The sequence below is a fragment of the Streptomyces sp. NPDC001351 genome, from assembly GCF_042896045.1.
Taxonomy (GTDB): Bacteria; Actinomycetota; Actinomycetes; order Streptomycetales; family Streptomycetaceae; genus Streptomyces.
In genome coordinates this window covers 179,804-198,644 of sequence record NZ_JBIAWS010000005.1, presented here as the reverse complement: position 1 = coordinate 198,644, position 18,841 = coordinate 179,804, and the positions used below count along the sequence as shown (strand labels likewise).

General features: G+C 72.4%; 13 protein-coding genes. 6 read left to right on the top strand and 7 right to left on the bottom strand.

Annotated features, from left to right (window positions below; all coding sequences use genetic code 11):
- Nucleotides 1–14 precede the first annotated feature (14 nt).
- The 4 genes from ACFY1U_RS19745 to ACFY1U_RS19730 all read left to right on the top strand — a co-directional run bounded on the left by ACFY1U_RS19745 (nt 15) and on the right by ACFY1U_RS19730 (nt 10,703).
- On the top strand, nt 15–704 hold the full coding sequence (locus tag ACFY1U_RS19745; RefSeq protein WP_390695393.1) for a DUF4232 domain-containing protein: 690 nt from the start codon (nt 15–17) through the stop codon (nt 702–704).
- Between the two features lie 189 nt (nt 705–893).
- Nucleotides 894–1,028 carry a hypothetical protein gene (locus ACFY1U_RS19740; protein ID WP_266963465.1) on the top strand — a complete coding sequence of 45 codons (135 nt, stop codon included), beginning with the start codon at nt 894–896 and terminating at the stop codon, nt 1,026–1,028.
- Nucleotides 1,029–1,182: 154 nt separating this feature from the next.
- Nucleotides 1,183–9,186, top strand: a complete 8,004-nt coding sequence (locus tag ACFY1U_RS19735) for an SDR family NAD(P)-dependent oxidoreductase (protein ID WP_390695392.1) — start codon at nt 1,183–1,185, stop codon at nt 9,184–9,186.
- Nucleotides 9,156–10,703: a tryptophan 7-halogenase gene (locus ACFY1U_RS19730; protein WP_390695391.1), complete on the top strand. Its 1,548-nt coding sequence runs from the start codon at nt 9,156–9,158 to the stop codon at nt 10,701–10,703. The genes ACFY1U_RS19735 and ACFY1U_RS19730 overlap by 31 nt, the downstream gene beginning before the upstream one ends.
- Nucleotides 10,704–10,753: 50 nt before the next feature.
- Here ACFY1U_RS19730 and ACFY1U_RS19725 read toward each other — a convergent pair whose 3' ends face one another.
- Nucleotides 10,754–11,929, bottom strand: coding sequence for a cytochrome P450 (locus ACFY1U_RS19725; RefSeq protein ID WP_390695390.1), 1,176 nt, complete (start codon nt 11,927–11,929; stop codon nt 10,754–10,756).
- A gap of 602 nt (nt 11,930–12,531) precedes the next feature.
- On the opposite strand from ACFY1U_RS19725, the gene ACFY1U_RS19720 reads away from it, so the two are divergent.
- Together ACFY1U_RS19720 and ACFY1U_RS19715 are read left to right on the top strand one after the other, a co-directional pair.
- Nucleotides 12,532–13,590 carry a nitrous oxide reductase family maturation protein NosD gene (locus tag ACFY1U_RS19720; RefSeq protein ID WP_390695389.1) on the top strand — a complete coding sequence of 353 codons (1,059 nt, stop codon included), beginning with the start codon at nt 12,532–12,534 and terminating at the stop codon, nt 13,588–13,590.
- A gap of 45 nt (nt 13,591–13,635) precedes the next feature.
- Complete coding sequence (locus ACFY1U_RS19715; RefSeq protein ID WP_390695388.1) at nt 13,636–14,664, top strand: methyltransferase; 1,029 nt, start codon at nt 13,636–13,638, stop codon at nt 14,662–14,664.
- A 73-nt stretch (nt 14,665–14,737) separates the two neighbouring features.
- Here ACFY1U_RS19715 and ACFY1U_RS19710 read toward each other — a convergent pair whose 3' ends face one another.
- Genes ACFY1U_RS19710 through ACFY1U_RS19685 form a run of 6 tightly spaced genes read right to left on the bottom strand, consistent with a single transcriptional unit; the run spans nt 14,738 to nt 18,783 of the window.
- Entirely contained in the window at nt 14,738–15,070 is a 333-nt protein-coding gene (locus ACFY1U_RS19710) for a TcmI family type II polyketide cyclase (RefSeq protein WP_390695387.1), read from the bottom strand.
- 23 nt (nt 15,071–15,093) lie between these two features.
- Nucleotides 15,094–15,573 (bottom strand): SRPBCC family protein, encoded by a 480-nt coding sequence (locus ACFY1U_RS19705; RefSeq protein ID WP_390695386.1) that lies wholly within the window; start codon nt 15,571–15,573, stop codon nt 15,094–15,096.
- Between the two features lies 1 nt (nt 15,574).
- A complete protein-coding gene (locus ACFY1U_RS19700; RefSeq protein ID WP_390695385.1) occupies nt 15,575–15,829 on the bottom strand; it encodes an acyl carrier protein in 255 nt (84 codons plus the stop codon).
- 28 nt (nt 15,830–15,857) lie between these two features.
- The gene (locus tag ACFY1U_RS19695) at nt 15,858–17,111 is read right to left on the bottom strand and encodes a beta-ketoacyl synthase N-terminal-like domain-containing protein (RefSeq protein WP_390695384.1); all 1,254 of its coding nucleotides are present in this window, start codon (nt 17,109–17,111) and stop codon (nt 15,858–15,860) included.
- The gene (locus tag ACFY1U_RS19690; RefSeq protein WP_390695383.1) at nt 17,108–18,376 is read right to left on the bottom strand and encodes a beta-ketoacyl-[acyl-carrier-protein] synthase family protein; all 1,269 of its coding nucleotides are present in this window, start codon (nt 18,374–18,376) and stop codon (nt 17,108–17,110) included. The genes ACFY1U_RS19695 and ACFY1U_RS19690 overlap by 4 nt, the downstream gene beginning before the upstream one ends.
- Nucleotides 18,373–18,783, bottom strand: coding sequence for a cupin domain-containing protein (locus ACFY1U_RS19685; protein WP_344398925.1), 411 nt, complete (start codon nt 18,781–18,783; stop codon nt 18,373–18,375). Before ACFY1U_RS19685 ends, ACFY1U_RS19690 begins: the two co-directional genes overlap by 4 nt.
- Nucleotides 18,784–18,841: the final 58 nt, after the last annotated feature.

Here is an 18,841-nt window from a genome sequence, read left to right as displayed (position 1 = left end):
ACTCGGGGGACTCCATGCAGTACGTGAACGGCATCCGCAAGGCCGCGCCGGCGATCGCCGCCCTTCTGGCCGCCCTGTCGGTGACCGCGTGCCAGGCCGACGGCTCCAAGGCGGCGGCCGAAACGTCGTCGAAGGCGCCGAGCAGCGCGCCGTCCGCTTCCACCACCACCCCGGGCACGACGACCCAGGAACCCTCCCACGCGCCCACGTCGAAGGCTCCGACCGCGAAGGCGTCCCCCATATCCGGATCCGGTTCCACGGGTACGGCCGTGAGGACGTGCGCGGCAACCGCCCTGAAGGTGACGGCGCACCAGGCCGCCGACCGCCCGGCGGGCACCGGAACCGGAGCGGCCGTGGTCGAGTTCACCAATGTCTCCGCCAAGCCGTGCATCGTGCAGGGCCACCCCACCGTGGCCGGCGCGGGCAACGGTTCCCCCGAGCACAACGCCCCGCTGAAGGTGACGCCGTCCGGCTCCGCCACTCCGGTCAAGCTGGCACCGGGCGCCAAGGCCTGGGTGAAGCTGACCTTCGTCCAGGTCCAGGGCGAGGCGGACGGCTACTGCAAGTCCGGCGCGAAGCCGGTCGCCTACCCGACGCTGGTGGTCGGTCTGCCGGGCTCCGGAGCACATCAGGTCGCCCTGGACGACGGTGTCTTCGCGGAGTGCGACAACACGGTGACGGCCACTGCCGTGGCGGCCGCGTAGCCCTGAGCCCACAGGACATTTTCACCATGGACACCGAAGGCGTTCTCCTTCTCCTCAATTCGGTCCGCCTGTCCTGATTTATTGGCTGGTCGGTCACGGCATCCGTGACCGGCCGGCCCGCACGACCAGCTCACCACGGAGAAGGACCAGACTGTGATACCCAACCCGAGCGGAAACGATCACCTACCGGTGTACGAGAGCCTGCTGCGTGAGCGCGGTGACGTCGTGGCCGAGGCCCGTGTGGCCGCGGAGCAGATGCAGGACCAGGCACCGCAGGCGTCGAGCAGCCACGACTGGGATCCGTCGGACTTCGGCCCGCAGTGAGACAGGAGCCCCGCCGGTGAGGAAGGGGCTCCTGCTTTGCGCCACCCCGCCGGAATGTTCGATCACCCGGCCGTCCGCCCCGTAGGCTCAACACCATTGACCTGCAAGGGGATTGACGGCTGCCGTGCCGAGCACGCGCCGGAGGGGCAGGAACATGACGCACGACGGGCTGATCCGGCCGCTGCCGGAGCTGCTGAAGGCGCACGCGTGGGAGGCACCGTCACGTGTGGCGTTCGCCGACGACATACGCGCCGTCACCTACGCGGAGTTGGAGGAGCGCACCGGACGGCTTGCCGCGTACCTCGCCCGGACCGGACTTCGGCGGGGCGAGCGGGTCGCGATCTGCCTGGGCAACTGTGTCGAGACGGTGGAGAGTGTGCTGGCCGCCGTCAGGGCGGGGGCGGTCGGCGTACCGGTCAATCCCCGGTCCTCCGACGCGGAACTCGCCCATTTCCTGGCGGACAGCGGCGCCTCGGTTCTCGTCACCGACCCCGCGCACCTGGCCCGGCTGCACCGCCCGGGCGCCGGACAGCGCCGCCCGCGCGTCCTGCTGACCGGCCCGGGACCGCTTCCCGAGGACGCCCCTGACGGCACGGTCCTCTTCGACGCCATCGCCTCGGACGCCTCTCCCGCCGGGCCGCCCCGGGACGATCTCGGCCTGGACGAGCCCGCCTGGATGCTCTACACGTCCGGCACCACGCACCGCCCCAAGGGCGTGCTGTCCACGCAGCGCGCCGCCCTGTGGTCGGCGGCGGCCTGTTACGCCCCGCTGTTCGGGCTCTGCTCCGCGGACCGGCTGCTGTGGCCGCTGCCGCTGTTCCACAGCTTCGGGCACTCCCTTGCCGTCCTGGGTGTCACCGCGGTCGGCGCGAGCGCCAGGGTCACCACCGAACTCCTTCCGCCCGGCGGCCTGTTGCGGGAGCTGCGCACACCGCGCGAAGACCTGGGCGGCCCGTACACCGTCCTGGCCGGGGTGCCCGCCACCTACCACCAGTTGCTGGCGTCCGCCCGGGAGGAACCCTCCCCGGCCCCGCCGGGACTGCGGACCTCCATCGTGGCGGGCGCCCCGAGCTCACCGGCCCTGCGCCGGGCGGTGGAGGACCTGCTGGGGGCTCCGCTCCTCGACGCCTACGGCAGCACGGAGACCTGCGGCATGATCGCGGTGAACCGTCGGGACGGGCCGCGGGTCGACGGTTCCTGCGGCCCGCCGGTGCCGGGCATGGAGGTGCGGGTCGTCGATCCCGCCTCAGGCAACGATGTCGAGGACGGCGACGAGGGCGAGCTCTGGGTGCGCGGCCCGAGCCTCATGGCCGGCTACCACAACCGGCCCGAGGAGACCGAGGCCGCGCTGCGGGACGGCTGGTACCGCACCGGGGACCTCGGACGGCGCGTCGCGCACGGTCATCTCAGCCTCACCGGCCGGGTCAGCGAGCTGATCATCCGCGGTGGGGAGAACATCCACCCCACGGAGATCGAACAGGCCCTGCTGCGCTGCCCCGGGGTGCGGGACGCGGTCGTGGTGGGCGTCCCGCACGACGTTCTCGGCGAGGTCCCGGTGGCCCACGTCGTCCCGGGACCGGAAGGGTTCGACCCTCGGCGGGTTCTGGAGGCGTGCCGTACGCGGCTGGCCGCGTACAAACTGCCCGTCGAGATCCGTGAGATCGCGGCGGTACCGCGCACGGCGTCCGGCAAGATCGCCCGCCACACGGTCGTCACGGGAGCGGCCCGGCCGGCTCCGTCCTCCCCCACGGCCGCCGCGGGAGCGCTGCGGCAGCGGCTGCTGTCCCTGCCGCCGGAAGGGCGGGAGCGCGTGCTACGCGAGGCGGTGCTCGCGGAGACGGCCGCGGTCCGCGACGGCGGGCCGTACGAACGGCTCGACGCCGACGGCCCGTTCACCGGCCTCGGGCTGACCTCCGTGGGCGCCGTCACGCTCGTCGACCGGCTCGGCGAGGCGACCGGGCTGCGGCTGCCCTCGACGCTGGTCTTCGACCACCCCACACCGGCCGCGCTGGCCCGGCACCTGCACGACACCCTCTTCCTCCCGGCGACCGCGACGCACCAGCCCAGCGCCGCGGACGCGGGCACAGACGATCCGGTGGTGATCGTCGCCATGGGCTGCCGCCTGCCCGGCGATGTCGAATCGCCCGAGGACCTGTGGCGCCTGGTGTCGGAGGGCAAAGACGCGACCTCGGACTTCCCGACCGACCGGGGCTGGGACCTGGCCGCCCTCCACCATCCCGACCGGGACCGGATCGGGACCTCGTACACACACCGGGGCGGATTCCTGCACCGGGCCGCGGAGTTCGACGCCGACCTGTTCGGGATCTCGCCGCGCGAGGCGCTGGCCATGGATCCGCAGCAGCGGCTGCTGCTGGAGACCTCATGGGAGGTCTGGGAGCGGGCGGGCATCGACCCGGCGACGGTCCGCGAGAGCGACACCGGAGTGTTCGTGGGTGTGATGCACGGCGACTACTCCGCCCGCTTCACCACCCATGAACTGGAGGCCCATCTGGGCCTGGGCTCGGCCGGCAGCGTGGCCTCGGGCCGCATCTCGTACGTCTACGGCCTGCGCGGGCCCTCGATCACCGTCGACACCGCCTGCTCCTCCTCGCTGGTGGCGCTGCACTGGGCGGCGAAGGCGCTGCGCTCCGGGGAGTGTTCCCTTGCGCTGGCGGGCGGGGTCACGGTGATGGCAACGCCCAAGCCGTTCACGGCGTTCAGCCGCCAGCGCGGTCTGGCGCCCGACGGCCGCTGCAAGTCGTTCTCGGCCGCGGCGGACGGCACCGCCTGGGCCGAGGGCGCGGGCCTGGTGCTGCTGGAGCGCCTGTCCGACGCACGGCGCCACGGCCACCCTGTGCTGGCCGTGCTGCGCGGCTCCGCGGTCAACTCCGACGGCGCCTCCAACGGGCTGACGGCCCCCAACGGCCAGGCCCAACAGCAGCTGATCACACGGGCGTTGGCCGACGCCGGGCTACACCCGCAGGACGTGGACGCGGTGGAGGCGCACGGCACCGGAACCACCCTCGGCGACCCGCTTGAGGCGCGGGCGCTGCTGGCCACCTACGGTCAGGGGCGGCCCGAGGAGCGGCCGCCGCTGTGGCTCGGCTCGGTCAAGTCGAACCTCGGTCACACCCAGGCGGCCGCAGGCGTCGCCGGAGTCATCAAGATGGTGCAGGCCCTGCATCACCAGGAACTCCCCCGGACCCTGCACGCGCAGACCCCCACACCGCACGTCGACTGGTCCGCCGGACGGGTGCGGCTGCTGACGGAGGCCCGCCCGTGGCCGGCGACGGACGCCGGGCCGCGCCGGGCCGGGGTGTCGGCCTTCGGCATCGGCGGCACGAACGCCCACGTGATCCTGGAGGAGCCTCCGCAGCCGGTCCGCTCCACGGGACAATGCGGCCCCGCGCCCCTTCAGGGCGCTGCCGAACCGCCGGTGCCTTGGTTGCTCTCCGGCGCCGACGAGACGGCCCTGCGGGCTCAGGCCCGCCGACTCGCCGACCACCTGACGGCCCGCCCCGACCTCTCCGCGGCCGACGTCGGCTTCTCCCTGGCCGATTCCAGATCGGCGCTCGCCCATCGGGCGATGGTGGCGGCCGACGACCGAGTGCGCATGCTGACAGCCCTGGAGGCACTCGCCGAGGGCGGCGACGGCCGCGGCTCGATGCGGGCCGCCGCCGACCCCGTCCTGCGTACGGCCTTCCTGTTCACCGGGCAGGGAGCCCAACGCGTCCGGATGGGCGCGGAGTTGAGCGCCGCCTTCCCCGTCTTCGCCGCCGCTTTCGGCGAACTCTGCCGGGAGCTGGACGACCGTCTCGAACGGCCGCTGGGCCAGGTGCTGTCGGCGGAGCGGGGTTCGCCCGAGGCCCCCCTGCTCGACCGTACGGACTTCACGCAGGCCGGTCTGTTCGCCTTCGAGGTGGCGCTGTTCCGGCTGCTGGAGTCCTGGGGCGTACGGGCCGACTTCCTGACCGGGCACTCCGTGGGGGAACTGGCGGCGGCCCATGTCGCCGGAGTACTGGACCTGCCCGACGCGGCCGAACTGGTCGCGGCCCGCGGCCGGTTGATGCAGGCCCTGCCCGCCGGCGGCGCGATGATGTCCCTGCACGCGACGGAGGAAGAGGTCCTCGCCGCGCTCGAGAACGCCGGCGACCGGGTGGCGATCGCCTCCCTCAACGGGCCGCGCTCGGTGGTGATCTCCGGCGTACGGGAGACGGTGCTCGCCGTCGCGGCCGGGTTCGAGGCGCGCGGCCGCAGGACGGTACGTCTGCGGGTCGCCCACGCCTTCCACTCGCCGCTGGTGGAGCCGATGCTCGACGACTTCCGCCGAGTCGCCGAGGGACTGGCCTTCCGGCCGCCACGGATACCCGTGGTGTCGGCGGTGACGGGCCGTCCGGCCGAGGCCGCGGAGCTGTGTTCCGCGGAGTACTGGGTACGGCACGCCCGCCGGCCGGTGCGGTTCGCCGACGCCCTGCACTGGCTCGGGGACAACGGCGTCTCGGCGTTCCTGGAGATCGGCCCCGGGCCCGCGCTCACGGCGGCGGCCGAGGAATGTCTGACCGGCCCGGACGGCGACGGTCCGGTGTGCGTCACCGCCACCCGCGGCGGCGAACACGAGCCGCAGACCCTCCTGAGCGCGGTGGCCCGCCTCCATGTGCACGGGGCGCGGGTCGACTGGCCCGCGGTGTTCGCGGACAGCGGGGCCCGGCGGGTGGACCTGCCGACGTACGCCTTCCAGCGCCGCCGCTACTGGCTGGACGCGCCGCACACCTCGGCCCCCGTGGCGGACACCCACGGACACCCTCTGCTGGGCCCGGCGTTCACCGTCCCGGACACCGACCGCACGGTGTTCTCCGGACGGCTTTCCCCGACCACGCACCCCTGGCTCACCGACCATGTGATCGCCGGGGCGGTCCTCGTCCCCGCGACGGCGTTCGTGGAACTGGCCGTCCAGGCGGGCCACGAGGCCGGCTGCGGCGGCCTCGACGAACTGGTCGTCGTGGCGCCGCTCACCCTCGCTCCGGACACCGGGGTACGCGTCCAACTCGTCGTAGGAGGGCCGGACGAGTCCGGCCGACGGCCGTTCGACGTCTACGCCCGCCCCGACATGGACGACGAGCCCGTCTGGACCCGGCACGCCACCGGTCTGCTCGGCCCGGCCCGGGGGGAGACACCACCGTCGGACCCGGAGCTCACGGCATGGCCCCCGGAAGGCGCCGTCGAGGTCGACCTCACGGACGCCTACGACGGTCTCGCCGAGGGCGGCCTCGCGTACGGGCCGGCCTTTCGGGGCGTACGGTCGGCATGGCGGCGCGGAGACCTTGTCTTCGCGGAAGTGCGGCTGCCCGAAGGGGAGTTGACGGCCGCCGACCGCTTCGGCATTCACCCGGCGTTGCTGGACGCGGCACTGCACGCACCGCTGCTGACGGGATCCGCGACCGGGGCTGAGGCGGTGCGGGTCCCCTTCGCGTGGACCGGCGTGCGGCTGTACGCGGTGGGGGCGTCGGGGGTACGCGTACGGGTGGTGCCGAACGGAGCCGACGCGCTCTCGGTGACGCTCACCGACCCGGCGGGCCGCCCTGTGGCACGCGTGGACTCCCTCGTCACCCGCGAACTCCCCGTCCCGACGACCGCACTCGACGTGACGCGGCGGGCCTTGTGGCGCCCCGACTGGACGCCCGTAGAACCGTCCGACGGCGAACGGGACATCACCGCACGCTGGGCGCTCCTGGGTCCCGACGAACTGGACCTGTACGCGTTGCTCCCGGACGTCATGGCCACCTCCGCGCACGAACCGGACACTCTCGTCGTCACGGCGGTCGGCCCGACGGAGGAGCCGGAGCCGCCGCCCGCCGTGCACGCGCTGACGGCCAGGGTCCTGCGCACGCTGCAGGACTGGCAGGACGACCCGCGCACGGCGGGCTCGCGTCTGGTGGTGCTGACACGCGACGCAACCGCACCGGATCCGGACCTGGCCGGTGCCGCGGTGTGGGGGCTGGTACGCACGGCCCAGTCCGAGGTACCGGGGCGCATCACGCTCGTCGACGTGGACGGGCGGCCCGAGTCGCTACGGCTCCTGCCGGCGGCCGTGGCCACGGGCCAACCCCAACTGTGCGTCCGCTCGGGCCGGTTGAGCGTGCCGCGACTGGTTCATGCCACCGGCACCGCATCCGCGGACGCCCCTCGCTGGACCGGCACCGTCCTGATCACCGGCGGTACCGGCGCTCTGGGTGCGGAGCTCGCCCGCCATCTCGTCACCTCGTACGGCGTACGACACCTGTTGCTCACCGGGCGCCGGGGTGCGCGGGCGCCGGGCGTGAGGGAACTGCGCGCCGCGCTGGAGGAGTTGGGCGCCGAGGTGCGGATCGCGGCCTGCGACGCGGCCGACCGTGCCGCCCTCGCCGAGGTGATCGACAGCTGTGCGCCCGCTCTGACCGCCGTGGTGCATGCCGCCGGAGTGCTGGACGACGGGGTCCTGACCGCGCTGACCCCCGAGCGGATGGCAGCGGTGCTGCGGCCGAAGGCGGATGCGGCCTGGCATCTGCACGAGCTGACGCGGGACCTGGACCTGTCGGCGTTCGTCCTGTTCTCCTCGGTGTCCGGTCTGCTGGGCCGCGCGGGCCAGGGCAACTACGCGGCGGCGAACTCCTTCCTGGACGCCCTGGCCGGCCACCGCTCCCGACTGGGGCTGCCGGCCGTGTCCTTGGCCTGGGGGCCCTGGGAGACGGCAGGGGGCATGGCCGGGGCACAGCGGCGGGAAGGTGACATGCTCCGGCCGTTGTCCACGGCGCAGGGTCTGGCCCTGTTCGACGCGGCGCTCCGGGACGGCGGGTCCGTACTGGCGCCCGTTGTGCTGGACCGGGCGGGGCTCCGTTCCTCCCCAGGGCCGCTTCCGCCGCTTCTGCACGGGCTGGTGCGCCCCCGTACGCCTGCTGTCGAGAAGGCCCGGCCGGGTCCTGAGCAGCCGTGGGAGCCGGGAGCGTGGCGCCAGGTGCTGGGCGAGCTGCCCGCGGCGCAACGGGAGGCCAGGCTCACGGAGTTGATGAGGGCCGACGTCGCGGCGGTGCTCGGATACCCGGACGCCGACGCACTCCCGGCCGGCAGGTCCTTCGCCGAGCTGGGCTTCGACTCGCTGATGGCGGTGCAGGTCCGCAACCGGCTGAGCATGGCGCTGCGGCTGCGCCTTTCGGCCGCCGTGGTGTTCGAGCATCCGACGGCTCAGGGGCTGGCCCGGCACATCCTCGGCCTGCTGGAGGACGAGCTGCCTGCGACGGCAGCTGACACGGCGGGTCCGCGGCCCGCGCAGACACTGTCCTCGCTCTACCGGCGGGTCTGCGAGGCCGGTCAGGTGGTCGCCGCGATGCAGATGCTGGTCACGGCGTCCTGGGCGGTTCCGACGTTCGACGCGACCGGGAGTCGGCAGCACGCGATCCCGCCGGTGCGGCGCGCCACCGGTGCCGGGGACGGCGGGCCGGTGCTCGTGTTCTTCACCGGCACCCACCCGACGTTCGGCGCGCCGGGCGGGGAGTTCGCTCGCTTCCACGGCTGTTTTCAGGGGGAGTGGGACGTCCTCGAGTTCCCGCACCCGGGCATCGGTGCGGGCGGCGCGGTTCCGGCCGACCGGGAGACGCTGGCCCTCACTCACGCCGAGTCGGTGCTGCGACACGTGGGCGGCAGGCCCTTCGTGGTCGCCGGCGTCAGCACCGGGGGCGCCGTGGCGCACGCCGTGACCCGGCGGCTCGAAGCGCTGGGGGCCCCTCCCCTGGCGCAGGTGCTGCTGGACACGTACCTCGTGGGCGACGGCAACAGCGACAAGGACTGGCTGCTGGCGCTGCCCGCGGTCATCGCGCCGCGTCTCGGCGGCACCGAGTTCACCGGGGACGAGGACGCGGGCGTTGCCGCGCTGGGGGCGTACACCCGGATGTTCCTGGGCTGGGATCCGGAACCGGTCGACACCCCGACCCTGCTGGTGCGGGCAACCCGGCCCACGCCCGAGATGGCGGCGAGCGCGGGCCCGGACGGCTGGCGGACGTCCTGGCCGCTGCCGCACACCGAGGTCGACGTCCCGGGCGACCACTTCTCGTTCATGCAGGAACACGCCCCGACCACCGTGGCGGCCCTCCGCGCATGGCTCGACTCCCTGGGAGAAGCACAGTGACCGTTGCACGACATGCCAGTGAGCACGGGGCGGTTGAGGAGTTCGACGTGATCGTCGTGGGCGGTGGTCCGGCCGGGTCCACCGCCGCCACCGCCGTCGCCCTGCGCGGTCATCGCGTCCTTCTCCTGGAACAGCAGACGTTCCCCCGCTACCAGATCGGCGAGTCGCTGCTGCCGTCCACCGTGCACGGTGTGTGCCGCATCCTGGGCGTCGAGGACGAGGTCGCGCGGGCGGGCTTCAAGGTGAAGCGCGGCGGGACGTTCCGGTGGGGCCGCAACCGGGATCCGTGGCAGTTCTCCTTCGCACTGTCACCCCGGCTGGCCGACCCGACCTCGTTCGCCTACCAGGTGGAGCGGTCCCGGTTCGATGCGATCCTGCTGGCGGGCGCCCGCCGGGTCGGCGTCGACGTACGGGAGAACTGCCGCGTCAAGGGCGTGCTCGCGGACGAGGAGCGGGTGCGGGGCGTCAGCTGGAGCGGACCGGAGGGCGAGCTCCGCGAGGCCCGGGCCCGCTATGTCGTGGACGCCTCCGGCAACGGCAGCCGGATCCACACCGAGGTCGGCGGCAGCCGGACGTACTCCGACTTCTTCCGCAACATCGCGGTGTTCGGCTACTTCGCCGGCGGCAGGCGGCTTGCGAAGCCCAACGACGGCAACATCTTCTGCGCCGCCTTCGACGAGGGCTGGATCTGGTACATCCCCCTCCGCGACGAGCTCACGAGCGTGGGGGCGGTGGTGAGCCGGGAGAACGCCGCCGGGATACAGCGGGACCCGGCGGCGGCCTGGCGTCGGCTCATCGACTCCTGCCCCGAGGTCCGCGAGCTCCTGCAGGGGGTTCCACAGGCCACCGAGGCGCCCTACGACCAGGTCCGCGTCCGCAGGGACTGGTCGTACTGGAAGACCCGGCTGTGGCGGCCCGGCATGGTGCTGGCCGGGGACGCGGCATGCTTCGTCGACCCGGTGCTCTCCTCCGGCGTGCACCTCGCCACGTACGGGGCCCTGCTCGCGGCCCGCTCCATCAACGGCGGACTGGCCGGGACGCTGGACGAGGGCCGCCTGTTCGACGAGTTCGAGGCCCGCTACCGGCACGAGTACCGCCTGTTCTACGAGTTCCTGGTCTCCTTCTACGACATGCACCAGGACGAGCGTTCGTACTTCTGGAAGGCCCGCAAGGTCACCAACGTGGGCGCGACGGAACTGGAGGCGTTCGTGGAACTGGTGGGCGGTCTGGCCTCCGGCGACGCGACCTTCGGCGGGCTCGGGCAGGCGGAGGCCCGGCTGACGGCGGCCTCCTCGGAGCTCGGCACGGCGGTGGGCCGGCTGCCGGACTCCGACGGCCTGCGCAACCCCCTCTTCGAGTCCGCCGCCATCCGTGAGGTGTTCCAGGAGGGTGCGGTTCTGCAGGAACGAGGCGTGTTCGGCGGGCCGTTGGAGGAGGAGACGCCGGTGCGGCCGGACGGGCTGGTGGCTTCGGAGGACGGGCTCACATGGGTGGATCCTGCTCGGCCACGGCCCTGAGGCTCGCCACCGTCCCCCGGACCGTCGGGTGGCGGTCCACCAACTGCCGCTCAGCCAGGGCTGTCCCACTGCACATGCAGGGCCGGCGGCTTGCGGAAGACCAGGCCGTGGGGGGCTGTGGGGCGGTCCGGGTCGAGGCGGAGGGCGGGGAGGCGTTCGAGCAGGCGCTGGAGGGCGATGCGGGTCTCCAGCCGGGCCAGGTGGGCGGCGATGCAGTGGTGCGGGCCGTGGGCGAAGGCCAGTTGGAGGCGCGCGTTCTCGCGGCGGACGTCGAAACGGTCGGGGTCGGGGAAGACGGCGGGGTCGCGGTTGGCGCCGGCCAGGGAGACCGTGACCAGATCGCCCCGGCGGATGGTGGCGGAGCCCAGTGCTGTGTCACATACCGCGTACCGGTCCACGACGGCCGCGCCGGGTTCCAGGCGCAGCGACTCCTCGATCGCACCGTCCAGCAGCGCGAAGTCACCGAGCACGAGGGCCAGTTGGTCGGGATGGCTCAGCAGGTGCAGCAGCGCATTGGTGACCATCGCCTCGGTGGTCTCGATGCCCCCGAACATCAGGACCGCGGCATTGGACGCCACCTCGGGCAGCGCCAGCCGCCCGGCGGCCAAGACCAGCAGCGAGGAACTGCCCCCGTCGGCAACGGTGTTCTCCACCGCGGTCCGAAGCTCCGCGTACGCGGCCGCTCCGTCGGGTCCCGCCTCGTGTCCGGCGGTGATGTCCGAGACGGAGCGCACGATGGAGTCGTACCAGGAGAGCACCGTGTCCGTGCCGGCACCGGCCAGTCCGAGTGCCTCGGTCACGACGGCGACCGCGAGCGGTCCGGCGAACGCGCGTCTCAGTTCGGTGGCACCCGCAGGCTCCAGCGCGGTGATGAGCCGGCCGGTCTCCTGCTCGATGAACGAGGCGAAGCCGTCGCGTACCTGCCGTGGGCGGAAAGGGGCGTTGAACGGCTCGCGGTGGCGGGTGTGCTGCTCCCCGTCCAGCGACAGCATGCTCGGCCCGACGACCTGCGCGGTGGAGAACCGGGGGTCGTCGACGGTGAAGGTCGCGGCGTCCCGCATCACGTGCAGCGCGAGGTCGCGGCGGGTGACCAGCCAGCCGCCCAGCTCCGGCAGCCACGACACGGGCTCGTGTGCCCGCAGCCGTGCCAGGCGGGCATGCGGGTCCCGGGCGAGTTCGTCGAGCGTGGTGGCGGCACCGAGCGGGAAGGAGTCGGTGACGCTCATCGTGCGGGACCGTTGCGCATGGCGGGGAACACGCGCCCTTTCGGGAGGTTCGAATACTCCTGCGGTCGTGATTATCCACGTCACTGGGGGTCAGCGGGCTCCTCGCCGAGGAGAGCGCCGACAGCGCCGGCTCCGGGTCGATGAACCGTCCGCCCGCCGCCACCTCGCGTACGCCCTCCGTCAGAAAGTTGCTGGGGCTGTTCCTGCCGATGAGTCCCGCGACGGGCTGGGCCGGCGCCTGACGGAGACACTCGGGCGTCGCCCTGCCGGCCGCCAGCAGGATCCGGCACTCCGGAAGCCGCTCGCTCAGCTCCTGCGAGGTACCGAGCGCCCCGTCCTCGACGGCACCGCCGTCACAGTCGATGACGACGACATCGGGCCGGTACACCAGCGCCCGTGTCATGGCCTGCCCGCACCCCGGTGCCGCTGCGACCACCTCGAGGACACTCCGAAGGCGCCGTACGAAGTACGTCCGGTTATCGCCCTGTTCGGCGGATACCGCTCCGCCCCTGGCCCGCGCCAGGCACAGGACGCACACAGGACACGCCGCCGAATGGCCTATTCAGCAGGTAAACCGCCTATAGGGTCATAACGTTCTCGATATGAAGAAATACCGCATTGCGTACATGATGTGTACCGCCGTGGTGGTCGGGACCGGGCTGGGTGCGGCTCCGCCGGCCGCCCGTCATGCGTTCCATGTGGTCATGCCGGGCCAGTCGATCCAGAAGGCGGTGGACGCCTCCCGGCCCGGAGACACCGTTCTCGTGGCCCCCGGCACGTTCCACGAGAGCGTCAAGGTGACCACGCCCGGTCTGACCCTGCGCGGCATGGGGCGGGCCACAGTGATCGAGCCGAGCGGGAAGAAGGCCGCCAACAGCTGTGCCGAGGGCGGCAACGGCATCTGTGTCCTGGGCACGAAGGACCGTGACGTCAAGGGCGTCACCATCGCCTCGCTGACCGTCACGGGCTTTGCCAGGACCGGGGTGTTCGCCATGGCGACCGACCGGCTGACCGTGCGGAATGTGACCACGGCGCGCAACGGCGTGTGGGGCATCGCCCAGGAGCGCTCGGTCCGCTCGCTGATCCAGGACAACAGCGCCCTGAACAACGGCGACGCGGGTGTCTTCCTCGCCAACACGATCAATGAGGAGGCCGGCGCCACGGACACCGGGGGAACACTGATCGACCACAACCGGCTGGAGGGCAACCGGATCGGCCTGACGGTCCGGCGCCTGCGCAACCTCACCGTCGCTCGCAACCGCGCGACCGCCAACTGCGTGGCGGTGTTCGTCGTCGGCGACGAGAACAAGCCGAAGGCCGGCGCGCTGACCGTGCGCGACAACCTCCTCGTACGCAACAACAAGTCGTGCCCGAAGACTGCGCGGCTGGATGCCCTGCAGGGCTCCGGCATCGTCCTGACCGGCGCCGAGGACACCCTGGTGACGCGGAACGTGGTCAGGGACAACGTCGGCAACTCGTCGATGTCGGGCGGCATCGTCCTGTTCAAGAGCTTTGTGGCCGTCACCAACGACCGCAACCGGGTCAGCGACAACGTGGTCGAGGGCAACTCCCCGGCGGACCTCATCAACGCCGACCACGGCACGGGCAACGCCTTCGAACACAATTCCTGCCGGGCCTCCCAGCCCGCGGGAATGTGCTGACCGCAGGTCACGGCCCGTCCGCGCCCGGAAGGAAGGAAGCGGCACATGACGACCGCACAGACAGCCCCACCGCCGTCCATGCGGCTGAGGGAGCTCGCGTTCGCGGCGGCATGTGCCGCCGCCCTCCGGGCGGCCGCCCGGCTGGGAGTCCCCGACGCCCTCGGTGACCGCCCCATGACCGCGGAGGACCTGGCGGCCGCGGTGAAGGCCGAGGCCCGGCCGCTGCGACGGCTGCTGCGCACCCTTTCCTGCTACGACGTCTTCGCCGAGCTGCCGGACGGGACCTTCGCCCACACCGATGTCTCCCGGCTGCTGCGTGAGGACGATCCGAACAGTCTGCGCGCCATCGCGCTGTGGTGCACCGAACCGTGGACCTGGGACGCCTGGCCGAGGCTCGACGAGGCGGTGCGCACCGGGCGCAATGTCGTCGAGGACCTGTACGGCAAGGAGTTCTTCCCCTACCTCAACGAGGACGCCCCGGAGTCCGCCGACGTCTTCAACCGGGCCATGACGACCTCCAGCGTGCAGTCGGCGCGGGACGTCGCCGACTTCCTCGATCTGTCGGGGAGTTCGTCGGTCGCCGACCTCGGTGGCGGCCAGGGGCATGTGCTGGTGAGCCTGCTGGACAAGTACCCCTCACTGCACGGCAGTCTGCTCGACCTTCCGCGGGTGGTGGAGAACGCGCTGCCGAGGCTGCGGCCGGGCGGCGACCTCGCGGAGCGCGCCTGCGTGGTGCCCGGCGACGTGCGGGTGTCCGTGCCGGTCGCGGCGGACGTCTACGTCATCAAGAACATCCTGGAGTGGGACGACGACAGCACCGCCCGTACGCTGCGCAACGTCCGTGCGGCGGGCGGCCCGGGGGTCCGGGTCGTGGTCATCGAGAACCTCGTCGACGACTCCCCCTCGATGCGGTTCAGCACCGCGATGGACCTGCTGCTGCTCCTCAACGTCGGCGGGGCCAAGCACACCACCGACAGCATGGTCGGCCGGCTGACCGAGGCGGGGCTGGTCATCGACGACATCCGCCCGGTCAACCCCTATCTGCACGCGTTCGACTGTCACGTCCCGGGCTGAACGGCCCCCCGAGGACCACCGGTCGCCGGGCCCGCAGCGTCGCGAGCCCGGCGACCGGTGCGCCACGGCGGGGTCAGCCGGCCGTGCCGCGCTCCCAGAGGTAGAAGCGCTGCGCCATGGCGTCCTTCGGGGAGCGCCAGGTCTGGGGGTCGTACGCGCTGACGTACGCGGACAGCCGCTCGCTGACGGCCCGGAACTCGGGGTGTTCGGTCACCTTGGCGATGGCGGGGCCGGGATCCCGCTCGGACTCGATGAGGTGCATGTACACGTCGCCGAACTGGAAGAGGCTGCGCCGGAGCACACCGACGAGGTGCGGCAGCTCTCCGCGGTCGGACTCCGCGAACACCTTGGCGATGTCCGGGGCCGACCCCGGGGCCATGCGGGCGACGATCAGTGCTTGGTGCATGGGGGGCTGGTTCTCCGTCCGGTTCAGTCGGTCAGACCCGGAGTGGCGCCGCGCTCGGCGGCGACCTTCTCGATGCGGTCCCGGATCAACCCCATCTGGACCTTGGAGTTCCGGTTGATGTTGTCGGTCATCCAGGCGTCGTCGACCGGTGCTTCCGGTTTCATCGCGAAGTCCTGCGTCCACACCATGCGGGTGCCACCCGGCACCTCCTCGTACCGCCAGTGAATGTTCATGTGGTCGAAGGGCCCCGTCTCGACCCGGCGGGCCCTGACGGTGCGGGTGTCGCGGTCCGGTTCTCGTTCGGAGACCCAGCTCCACACGGTGCCGTTCTCGTCGGGGTGCATGGTCAGCCGGAAGGTGGTCTTGAGCCCCTCCCGGGACAGGACTTCGACGGAGGCGTACTCGGTGAACAGCTGCGGCCAGTTCTCCAGGTCGTTGGTCATCTCCCAGACCAGGTCCAGCGGCGCCGCGATGGTGATCTCGTTCTGAGTGTGTCCGGTCATCTCACGCTCCTGTCATGAGGGCACTGTTGACGAGGTCGAGGAACTGCCGGGGGGTCTTGGAGCGTTCGGCGTCGGCGGGCATCGGTGTGCCGTAGCGGTTCTCCAGTTCGCCCACGATGCCCAGCAGGCCGAGCGAGTCGACGCCCAGGGTGTCGAAGCCGGGGTTGTGCAGCCCGAGTTCCTCGGGGGTGACGGTGACACCGGCGGACGTCTTCATGAGTTCGGCCAGCTCTTCGACGGTTATTCGGTCGGACATGCGGTTCTCCTCTACTGCTTGCGGCACCTCAGGACGAGGCGCCGGTGGCGCCGTGCCGCAGCACCAGCGCCGAGTTCGACCCCATGAGGCCCCGGCTCAGCACCAGCGCCGTGCGCGGCTGGGCGGCGCGCGCCCGGCCGGTCACGAGGTCGAGTTCGTGGCAGATGTCGTAGACGTTGGGGGTGGGCGGGATCAGCCCGTGCTCCATGGCGAGCACCGCCGCCGCTACGTCGAGGACCGCCGCCGCGCCATAGCCGCGGCCGATGCCGGTCTTCGGTGCGGTGACGGGCACACGGGTGCCGTGCGCACCGAGCGCGTCGGCGATCGCGAGGGCCTCGGCGCGGTCCGCCTCCGGCACGCCCAGGGCGTCGGCGAAGACCACGTCGATCTCCTCGGGAGCGCAGCCGGCTTCGGCCAGGGCGCCCCGGACGGCATGGGCGAGCCCTTCGCGGGACTCCTCCCAGCGGGAGGCGCCGGTGAAGGTGGCCGCGTGTCCGGCGAGCACCGCCTGCACGCCCGCACCCCGCGCCAGGGCCGCCCCTTCGTCCTCCACGACGAACATGGCGCCGCCCTCGGCGGGGACGAACCCGCAGGCCGCGGAGGTGAACGGGCGGTAGGCGCGGACCGGGTCGGCCTCGGTGCTGAGCTCCGGGTAGCCGAGCTGGCAGACGACGGAGTACGGGGCGAGCGGCGCCTCGGTCGAGCCGGTCACGATCACGTCGGTGCCGCGCCGCACCGCCCGCGCCGCGTGCGCGAGGGCGTCCAGGCCGCCGGCCTCGTCGCTGGCGACGACCGAGCAGGGACCCTTGAACCCGTGGCGGATGGAGATCTGGCCGGTGCTGGCGGCGTAGAACCAGGCGATGGACTGGTAGGGGCCGACGAACCGGCTGCCCTTTCCCCACAGTTGCTGCAGCTCCCGCTGCCCGAACTCACCGCCGCCGGAACCGGCCGCGGTGACCACACCCACGGAGAACGGGGAGCCGTCGGTCGCGGGCCGGCCGAGCCGGGCGTCGTCCAGCGCGAGGTCGGCCGCGGCCATCGCGAAGTGCGTGAACCGGTCGGTCTGGACGAGGAAGCGTTCCTCCACGACGGCGGACGGGTCGAAGTCGCGGACCTCGCCCGCCACCCGCAGCGGCAGGTGGGTGCAGCCCTCGCGGGTCACCCGGTCGAGAACGCTGATGCCCTCCTTGACGGACTTCCAGAAGGTCTCCGTGCTCGATCCGTTGGGTGCGACCACGCCGATCCCGGTGATGGCCGCCCGCCGTGGATGCGGTTCGCTCATCGTGTCTTCTCCCTCGGCCGGGTCAGGACCACCGCGGACTGGAAGCCGCCGAACCCGCTGCCCACCGAGAGCACACTGTCCAGTTTCCGCTCGCGTGCGACGCGCGGAACGTAGTCCAGGTCGCACTCGGGGTCGGGGGTCTCGTAGTTGGCGGTCGGCGGGACGACCTGGTGGGCCAGCGCCAGTACGCAGGCGACGAGTTCGATGGCGCCGATCGCGCCGAGGGAGTGGCCCACCATGGACTTGATGGAGCTCATCGGGGTGTCGTAGGCGTGCGGGCCCAGGGCCCGTTTCACCGCGGCGGTCTCGTGGCGGTCGTTCTGCTGGGTGCCCGAGCCGTGCGCGTTGACGTAGTCGATCGCCGTGCCGTCCAGCCGGGCGTGGTCGAGGGCGGCCTCGATGGCCTTCGCCATCTCCACGCCCTCACGGGTCAGTCCGGTCATGTGGTAGGCGTTGCCGAAGGTGGCGTAGCCGGCGAGTTCGCAGTACACGTGCGCGCCGCGGGCCCGGGCGTGGCCGAGTTCCTCCAGGACGAGCACCGCACCGCCCTCGCCCATGACGAACCCGTCGCGGTCGGCGTCGAAGGGGCGCGAGGCGTGCGCGGGGTCGTCGTTGTTCGCGGACGTGGCCTTGATCGCGTCGAAGCAGGCCATGGTGATCGGGGAGATCGGCGAGTCCGAGGCGCCGGCGATGCACACGTCGGCGCGGCCCTCCTCGACGGTGTGGAAGGCGTATCCGACGGCGTCGAGCCCCGAGGTGCAGCCCGTGGAGACGGTCTGCACCGGGCCGCGCGCCCCGAACCGCTCGGCCACCGTGGAGGCGAGGGTGCTGGGCGCGAACGCCCGGTGCAGATACGGGCCGGCCTCCCGCGGGTCCACGTCCCAGCGCTGCCCCTGCCGGCTGACCAGCACATAGTCGTGCTCCAGCCGGGTGGTGCCGCCGACCGCCGTGCCCAGCGAGACCCCGACCCGCCAGGGGTTCTCCCGCTCGGGCTCGAGGCCGGCGTCGCGTATCGCCTCCGCCGCGGCGGCCAGGGCGAACTGTATGTAGCGGTCGCACCGTGCGGTCTGCTCCGCGTCAAGGCCGTGCGCCGCCGGGTCGAAGTCGCACTCGGCGGCTATCCGGGAGCGCAGACCGGCCGGGTCGAAGAAGGTGATGCCCCGCGTCGCCGTGCGCCCGGCGGCCAGGAGATCCCAGAACGCCGGTATGCCGATGCCGCCGGGTGCGACGACGCCTATGCCGGTGACCGCCACCCGGCGTGTCATGACGGGACCTCTGCGGCGGCGTCGCTCTCCTCGGTGTCGACGTGGCCGAGCGGCGGGCTCGGGGCCAGCGGGCCGAGGTGGAAGACGATGCGGGCCTCGACGTTGCCGACGTTGCGGAAGCGGTGCCGCATGTGCATGGGGATCATGAGGCCCTGTTCGGGCCGCAGCGGCTGGGGGACGCCGTCGAGGTCCACCTCCAGGTCCCCGCACACGACGTACACGAACTCCTCGGAGTACGGGTGGTAGTGCTCCCCGATGCGCTCGCCGGGCTGCACGATGGCGACGCCCATGAATCCGCTGGTGGAGCCGACCGTGGCGGGGGTGAGCATGGCACGCAGGTCGCCGCCGCGCCGACGGTTGGGCTCGACCTCGCTGAGATCCACGATTCTGGGACGGGATGTGATCACGGCGTTCCTCCGATCAGGTCCTGCATCGACGTGGGGGCGGTGGCCGCCACGGCCGGCT

What these genes read in the sequence shown, in the direction of transcription:
- ACFY1U_RS19710 (WP_390695387.1), bottom strand. Translation starts at nt 15,070, where the DNA reads ATGCACCAAGCACTGATCGTCGCCCGCATGGCCCCGGGGTCGGCCCCG.
- ACFY1U_RS19745 (WP_390695393.1), top strand. Translation starts at nt 15, where the DNA reads ATGCAGTACGTGAACGGCATCCGCAAGGCCGCGCCGGCGATCGCCGCC.
- ACFY1U_RS19690 (WP_390695383.1), bottom strand. Translation starts at nt 18,376, where the DNA reads ATGACACGCCGGGTGGCGGTCACCGGCATAGGCGTCGTCGCACCCGGC.
- ACFY1U_RS19705 (WP_390695386.1), bottom strand. Translation starts at nt 15,573, where the DNA reads ATGACCGGACACACTCAGAACGAGATCACCATCGCGGCGCCGCTGGAC.
- ACFY1U_RS19715 (WP_390695388.1), top strand. Translation starts at nt 13,636, where the DNA reads ATGACGACCGCACAGACAGCCCCACCGCCGTCCATGCGGCTGAGGGAG.
- ACFY1U_RS19700 (WP_390695385.1), bottom strand. Translation starts at nt 15,829, where the DNA reads ATGTCCGACCGAATAACCGTCGAAGAGCTGGCCGAACTCATGAAGACG.
- ACFY1U_RS19720 (WP_390695389.1), top strand. Translation starts at nt 12,532, where the DNA reads ATGAAGAAATACCGCATTGCGTACATGATGTGTACCGCCGTGGTGGTC.
- ACFY1U_RS19730 (WP_390695391.1), top strand. Translation starts at nt 9,156, where the DNA reads ATGGCTCGACTCCCTGGGAGAAGCACAGTGACCGTTGCACGACATGCC.
- ACFY1U_RS19725 (WP_390695390.1), bottom strand. Translation starts at nt 11,929, where the DNA reads ATGAGCGTCACCGACTCCTTCCCGCTCGGTGCCGCCACCACGCTCGAC.
- ACFY1U_RS19695 (WP_390695384.1), bottom strand. Translation starts at nt 17,111, where the DNA reads ATGAGCGAACCGCATCCACGGCGGGCGGCCATCACCGGGATCGGCGTG.
- ACFY1U_RS19735 (WP_390695392.1), top strand. Translation starts at nt 1,183, where the DNA reads ATGACGCACGACGGGCTGATCCGGCCGCTGCCGGAGCTGCTGAAGGCG.